Raw genomic sequence first — 6,315 nt, 5'->3', positions numbered from 1 at the left:
CCGGACGGGCTGGAAAGTCCAGCCCGTCCGGCGCCCCCGGGCCGGGGAACAAAGCCCGCCGCAAGCCTCACCTCACACGAGCACCCCCGCCAGCAACTCCGCCACGATCGCCGTCCCGTTCACCGTGAGGACCGACTCCGGGTGGAACTGCACCCCCGCGAAACCGGGCCCGCGCAGGGCATGTACGTCCCCGCTCCGCGGATCCCGGGCGAGCTCGACCCCGGCGACCCCGTCGTCCCCGGCGGCGCACCGCGCCGTGAACGTGTTGTAGAAGCCCACCGTCTCCTCCCGCCCGAAGAAGTCGATCCGCTCCTGCGCGCCCTGGAACGGCACGTCCTTGCGGACGATCTCCAGGCCCAGTTCCGCCGCGATCAGCTCGTGCCCGAGGCACACGCCCAGCAGCCCGTGCCGGTGCTCGCGCAGCAGCTCCGCCGCCAGCGGGCGCAGCAGCCGCATCCTGGGGTCGGCCGGGTCCGAGGGGTTGCCGGGGCCGGGGCCCAGGACCACGGGGCCCGGGTGCGTCAGCAGGGCCTCCCGCAGGCCCGGTTCGTCGTAGCGGCGCACCGTGACCGTCAGGCCCGAGGTGCGCAGCAGGTGGGCGAGCATCGCGGTGAAGGTGTCCTCGGCGTCGACGACCAGCGCGTGCCCGGACAGCGGGGTCGCGGGGGCCGGCTGCATGCGCAGCCAGAACGGGGCGAGGTCGGCGCGCCGGGCGGCGAGCGCGGCCCGTACGCGCGGGTCGTCCGCGAGCCGGACCGCCGTACCGTCCGGCGCGGGCCGCCGCCCGGTGCGTACCCCCAGCGCGGTGAGGACGCCCGCCGCCTTCGCGTGGGTCTCGGCGACCTCGCCGTGGGGGTCGGAGCGGCGCACCAGCGTGGCGCCGACCGGCAGCCGCAGCCGGCCGTGCCGGTCGATGTCGGCGGTGCGGATGAGGATCGGGGAGTCGAGGGTCTGCCCGCCCGCGGCGTCCCGGCCGACGAGGGCGAGGGCGCCCGCGTAGTAGCCGCGCCCGGAGCCGTCGCGGCCGCGCGGCTCGTGGCGTTCGATGACCCGACAGGCGTTCTGCACGGGCGAGCCGGTCACGGTGGCCGCGAACATCGTCTCGCGCAGCACGTCGCGCACGTCCAGCGAGGAGCGGCCGCGCAGCTCGTACTCGGTGTGCGCGAGGTGTGCCATCTCCCGCAGCCGGGGGCCGACGACCACGCCGCCCCGGTCGCCGACGGTGCACATCATCTTCAGCTCCTCGTCGACGACCATGGACAGCTCCTCCACCTCCTTGCGGTCGTGCAGGAACGCCAGCAGTCCCTCGGTGTCGGGGCCCGACGGCGGATAGCGGTAGGTGCCGCTGATCGGGTTCATCACGACGGTGCCGCCGGACATCCGCACGTGCACTTCGGGGCTTGCGCCGATCAGGGTGCGTTCGGGGGTGCGTACGACGTAGGTCCAGTACGCGCCGCGTTCCCCGGCGAGCAGCCGGCGGAACAGGGCGAGGGCGTCGGCGGCGGAGAAGCCGTGGATCTCGCCCTCGAAGGTGCGCCGGATCACGAAGTTGGCGCCCTCGCCGCGGCCGATCTCCTCGGCGAGGACCCGCTCGACGACCCGCGCGTACTCCTCGTCGCTCACGTCGAAGGCGCCGCCCTCGACCCGGACGTCGTGCGTGGGCAGCGCGGCCAGGACCTCGGCCGGCGGCAGCGTGTACGACTCCTCGGGGCGCAGGAACAGCAGCGGGGTGCCGTCGTCGTGGACGTCGAAGCCGCGCTCGCGGATCTGCCGGAACGGTACGAGCGCCAGCGCGTCGTGGACCGGGCGGCCGTCCTCCGGCGGGCCGGCGGGCAGTGGGATGCCGGCCAGGGTCGTGGCCTCGCCGACCGGGCCGATCAGGAGCTCGACGGAGTCGTCCTCCCGGCCGGGGGTGCGGCGGTGCAGCAGGGCGAACGGCGGGCAGTCGGGGGCGGTCAGCCGGTCGAGGAGGGCGGCGGTGGGGGTGCCGCCGGTGGGCTGCGGGTCGGTGGACATCGGGGGTGTTCCTTCCGCTGGGGGCCCCGCCGGGGCCGCACGAGGGGATCGCGAGGGGGCTCGCGAGGAGGGGGAGGAACAGCCCGGGAAAACGCCGAAGGCCGCCCCTCGGGCGGCCTTCGCGGTGCGTGGTCGGATGTACGCGCGATCAGTGGGCCGCCGTGGGAGCGGTCCACCACCAGTTCCGGGTCGTCAGCGCGAACATGCTGCGCACCCTACCCGACGTTCCCGCGTGTCTCACCACGACTCATGACCCGTCTCACATCGCGGGCAACACCCGTGCGGGCGCTGCGACCCCGTAGGGTTGGCAGTGTGACCGTGAACGCTGAAATCCACGCCGGTGGCAACACCTGGCGCTCCCTTCCCGCGGCGCAGCAGCCCGACTGGCCGGACCCCCAGGCTCTGCGCGAGGTGATCGCGGAGCTCGAGTCCTATCCGCCTCTCGTCTTCGCCGGCGAGTGCGACCAGCTGCGTCAGCGTCTGGGAGCCGTCGCCCGTGGCGAGGCGTTCCTGCTCCAGGGCGGCGACTGCGCGGAGGCGTTCGACGCCGTCGGCGCCGACCAGATCCGCAACAAGCTCAAGACCCTGCTCCAGATGGGCGCGGTGCTGACCTACGCGGGCTCGGTGCCCGTGGTCAAGGTCGGCCGGATCGCCGGCCAGTACAGCAAGCCGCGCTCGAAGCCGACCGAGACCCGGGACGGCGTGACCCTGCCGACCTACCGCGGGGACTCCGTCAACGGCTTCGCCTTCACGCCCGAGGCCCGCACCCCGGACCCGCAGCGGCTGAAGCGCATGTACCACGCCTCGGCGTCCACGCTGAACCTGGTGCGTGCCTTCACCACCGGCGGCTACGCCGACCTGCGCCAGGTGCACGCCTGGAACCAGGACTTCGTGAAGTCCTCGCCCTCCGGCCAGCGTTACGAGCAGCTGGCGCGGGAGATCGACCGGGCGCTGAACTTCATGAACGCCTGCGGGGTGGACCCGGAGGAGTTCAAGACCGTCGAGTTCTACGCCTCCCACGAGGCGCTCGTCCTCGACTACGAGTCCGCGCTCACCCGTGTCGACTCGCGCACCGGGCAGCTGTACGACGTCTCGGGCCACATGGTGTGGATCGGCGAGCGCACCCGGCAGCTCGACGGCGCGCACATCGAGTTCGCCTCGAAGATCCGCAACCCCATCGGGGTGAAGCTCGGGCCGACCTCGACGCCCGAGGAGGCGCTGACCCTCATCGAGCGGCTCGACCCCGAACGCGAGCCGGGCCGGCTCACCTTCATCACGCGCATGGGCGCGGACAGGATCCGCGACCGGCTTCCCGAGCTCGTGGAGAAGGTCACCGCGTCCGGGGCGAGCGTGGCCTGGGTCTGTGACCCGATGCACGGCAACACCTTCGAGGCGGCCTCCGGGCACAAGACCCGCCGCTTCGACGACGTGCTCGACGAGGTCAAGGGCTTCTTCGAGGTGCACAAGGGGCTGGGCACCCACCCGGGCGGCATCCATGTCGAGCTCACCGGTGACGATGTCACCGAGTGCGTGGGCGGCGGCGACGAGATCTTCGTCGACGATCTGCACCAGCGCTACGAGACGGCCTGCGACCCGCGGCTGAACCGCAGCCAGTCGCTGGACCTGGCGTTCCTGGTCGCGGAGATGTACCGGGACCAGTAACGGGCGTTCCTGGGACGGAAGATGTGGGGCGCGGATCGGTGTGATCCGCGCCCCACGCGCGTACCGGCCCCCGGCGTTGTTATTCCGCCCCCCATCCGGGTAAGGTAAGGGTAACCTTATTGATCAATTCCCGTGAGGCGGTGACCGCGTGTACGTCTGCTCGTGCTTCGGCATCACGGAGCAGCAGGTGCGCGAACACGCGGCGGACGGGGCCTGCACGCCCCGGAAGATCGCCTCCGCCTGCAAGGCCGGCACCGACTGCGGCTCGTGCGTGCGCCGCATCCAGGCCCTGCTCGGCCGGGGCTCGTGCCCGCGCCGGGAGCTCGCCGACGAGGGGAAGCCGGTGCTGGGCGCCGAGGTCGCGGTGCTGCCGGTGGCCGCGTCCGAGGCCGGCCGGGAGACGGTCCGGGCGGCCTAGTTGCTGCTGCCGTTCTCCTGCTCGATGAACTGGGCGATGTAGAGCGCTTCCCCGAGCTTCTCGATCAGCTCCAGCTGGGTGTCGAGGTAGTCGATGTGGTCCTCCTCGTCCGCGAGGATCGACTCGAAGATATTGGCCGAGGTGATGTCGCCCTTGGCCCGCATGACCTCCACCCCCCGCCGCAGCCGGTCGATGGCCTCGACCTCCACCTGCCGGTCGGCCTGGAACATCTCGGTGATCGTCTCGCCGACGCGGACGTGGAAGAGGCGCTGGTAGTTGGGCAGCCCCTCCAGGAAGATGATGCGGTCCGTGAGGGTCTCCGCGTGCCGCATCTCGTCGAAGGACTCGGCGCGGGTGTGCTCGGCGATCTTCGTCCAGCCCTTGTGCTCCTGCAGTTTCGCGTGCAGGAAGTACTGGTTGATCGCGGTCAGCTCGGCCGTCAGCTGTTCGTTGAGGAATTCGATGACCTCGGGGTCGCCCTGCATTCGCTCTGGCTCCTTCCAGGAGGACGACTGACAGGTAGCGCGCATCCTCGCACCGCCCTTCGAAACCGTCCAGTAAGTGCACACTTAGTGGGAGTTGCCCGCAAAGAGGAACCCCTGGTCATCACCGGCATCAGCGGTCTGACACCATGGACGCATGGGTCAGTCCGAAAGCCGCAAAAGGGAATTCCCTCAGTCGGTGCCGGCCGGTGCCCCCACGCTGCCGCCGGGGCAGCGGCTCCAGCGCGGCTGGCCGGTGACGCACTACGGGCCGGTGCCGAGGTTCCGCCCGGACCGCTGGGAGTTCCGGGTCTTCGGGGCGACCGCCGACGGCGAGAAGCACAGCTGGACGCACGAGGAATTCTCCGCGCTCCCCTACACGACGGTCGTCGCGGACCTGCACTGCGTCACGAAGTACAGCATGCTCGGTGTCGAATGGGGCGGCGTCGCGGCCCGTACGGTCCTCGGACTCGCCCCGCCCGCGCCCGACGTCACCCATGTCATGGTGTGGGCCGAATACGGATTCAGCTCGAATCTCCGGCTTTCCGACCTCGCCGCCGAGCAGAGCCTTTTCGCCACGCACAAGGACGGCGAGCCGCTCACCGCCGAGCACGGATTCCCGGTCCGGCTCGTCGTGCCGCACCTGTACGCCTGGAAAGGCCCGAAATGGGTGCGCGGCCTGGAGTACATGACCGCCGACCGCCGGGGCTTCTGGGAGGAGCGCGGCTACCACAACATCGGTGACCCCTGGCGCGAACAGCGCTACTCCTACCAGGAACGGCCCGGCGACGGCCCCGAGCTCTAGGCCCGGTCGCCGAGAGGGCCCGGCCCCCGCTCAGACCCCGCCCGTCTCCCGCAGCGCCTTCAGCCGTGCCACGTCCGCCGCGTGCCCCCCGGGGCCGCCCGGCGTCTCGATCGTCAGCGGCACGCCCGCCGTCGCCGGGTGGCCGAACAGCTCCGCGAAGGGAGCGGCGCCGATGTGGCCGGAACCGATGTTCTCGTGCCGGTCCTTGTGGGCACCCGCCACGTCCTTGGAGTCATTGGCGTGGATCAGCTTCAGCCGGCCCTCGCCCGTGACCGCGACCAGTTCGTCGAGCGCCGCCTTCGTCCCGCCGGGCGCCGCCAGGTCGTGCCCCGCCGCGAAGACGTGACAGGTGTCCAGGCACACCCCCAGCTTCGGATGGTGCTCCAGCGCCGCGAAGTACGGGCCGAGGTCGCCGATCAGCGAGCACAGCGAGGACCCCTGCCCGGCGGTCGGCTCCAGCAGCAGATCCGGGTCGTCCTCGTGGACCAGCTCCGCCAGCAGCGGCAGCAGCCGCTCGTGGACCTGCGCCAGCGCCGCCTCGCGCGGCCGGCCGCCCGTCGCCGAGCCCGTGTGCACCACGACGCCCCGCGCCCCGATCTCCCGCCCCCGGCGCAGCGAGTGCCGCAGCGAGACGACGGACCGCTCGACCGTCTCCGGGGTGTGCGAACCGAAGTTGATCAGGTAGGGGGCGTGCACCCAGACCGGCAGGTCCTCCGCCTCGCACGCGGCACGGAACTCCTCGTCCTGCCGGGGGTCGCCGGGCCCCGTGGCCCAGCCGCGCGGATTGGCCACGAAGACCTGCACGGTCTCGGCGCCCATCGCGCGCGCGTACGGCAGCCCGGTACGGGCCAGTCCGCCGGCGACCGGGATGTGCCCGCCGACCGGATTGCGCCCGCGCCCGCCCGGCCGTGTCCTGCTGTCTGCCGCCATGG

The 6,315-nt window shown here is 72.0% G+C and carries 7 protein-coding genes; 3 read left to right on the top strand and 4 right to left on the bottom strand.

Annotation, left to right across the window (positions count from 1 at the left end; translation table 11 throughout):
• Positions 1-72: 72 nt before the first annotated feature.
• Both ACFP1Z_RS23695 and ACFP1Z_RS23690 read right to left on the bottom strand, forming a co-directional pair.
• Complete coding sequence (locus tag ACFP1Z_RS23695) at positions 73-2,016, bottom strand: anthranilate synthase family protein (protein ID WP_390319203.1); 1,944 nt, start codon at positions 2,014-2,016, stop codon at positions 73-75.
• Positions 2,017-2,164: 148 nt separating this feature from the next.
• Positions 2,165-2,221 carry a trp operon leader peptide gene (locus ACFP1Z_RS23690; RefSeq protein WP_390319219.1) on the bottom strand — a complete coding sequence of 19 codons (57 nt, stop codon included), beginning with the start codon at positions 2,219-2,221 and terminating at the stop codon, positions 2,165-2,167.
• Between the two features lie 107 nt (positions 2,222-2,328).
• Between ACFP1Z_RS23690 and ACFP1Z_RS23685 the strand changes: the two genes are divergently transcribed.
• Both ACFP1Z_RS23685 and ACFP1Z_RS23680 read left to right on the top strand, forming a co-directional pair.
• Entirely contained in the window at positions 2,329-3,678 is a 1,350-nt protein-coding gene (locus ACFP1Z_RS23685) for a class II 3-deoxy-7-phosphoheptulonate synthase (protein WP_390319201.1), read from the top strand.
• 148 nt (positions 3,679-3,826) lie between these two features.
• Entirely contained in the window at positions 3,827-4,096 is a 270-nt protein-coding gene (locus tag ACFP1Z_RS23680) for a (2Fe-2S)-binding protein (protein WP_390319199.1), read from the top strand.
• On the opposite strand, the gene bfr is transcribed toward ACFP1Z_RS23680, so the two are convergent.
• Positions 4,093-4,581, bottom strand: coding sequence for a bacterioferritin (bfr, locus tag ACFP1Z_RS23675; RefSeq protein WP_390319198.1), 489 nt, complete (start codon positions 4,579-4,581; stop codon positions 4,093-4,095). The genes ACFP1Z_RS23680 and bfr overlap by 4 nt on opposite strands.
• 154 nt (positions 4,582-4,735) lie before the next feature.
• Here bfr and ACFP1Z_RS23670 point away from each other — a divergent pair, with 154 nt between their 5' ends.
• Complete coding sequence (locus ACFP1Z_RS23670) at positions 4,736-5,383, top strand: sulfite oxidase-like oxidoreductase (RefSeq protein WP_390319196.1); 648 nt, start codon at positions 4,736-4,738, stop codon at positions 5,381-5,383.
• Between the two features lie 30 nt (positions 5,384-5,413).
• On the opposite strand, the gene ACFP1Z_RS23665 is transcribed toward ACFP1Z_RS23670, so the two are convergent.
• Complete coding sequence (locus ACFP1Z_RS23665; protein WP_390319194.1) at positions 5,414-6,313, bottom strand: deoxyribonuclease IV; 900 nt, start codon at positions 6,311-6,313, stop codon at positions 5,414-5,416.
• Between the last annotated feature and the right edge of the window lie 2 nt (positions 6,314-6,315).

Source organism: Streptomyces gamaensis (assembly GCF_042656465.1).
Taxonomy (GTDB): Bacteria; Actinomycetota; Actinomycetes; order Streptomycetales; family Streptomycetaceae; genus Streptomyces; species Streptomyces gamaensis.
The sequence above is the reverse complement of the archived record's forward strand: the minus strand, read 5'-3'. Positions and strand labels throughout refer to the sequence as shown.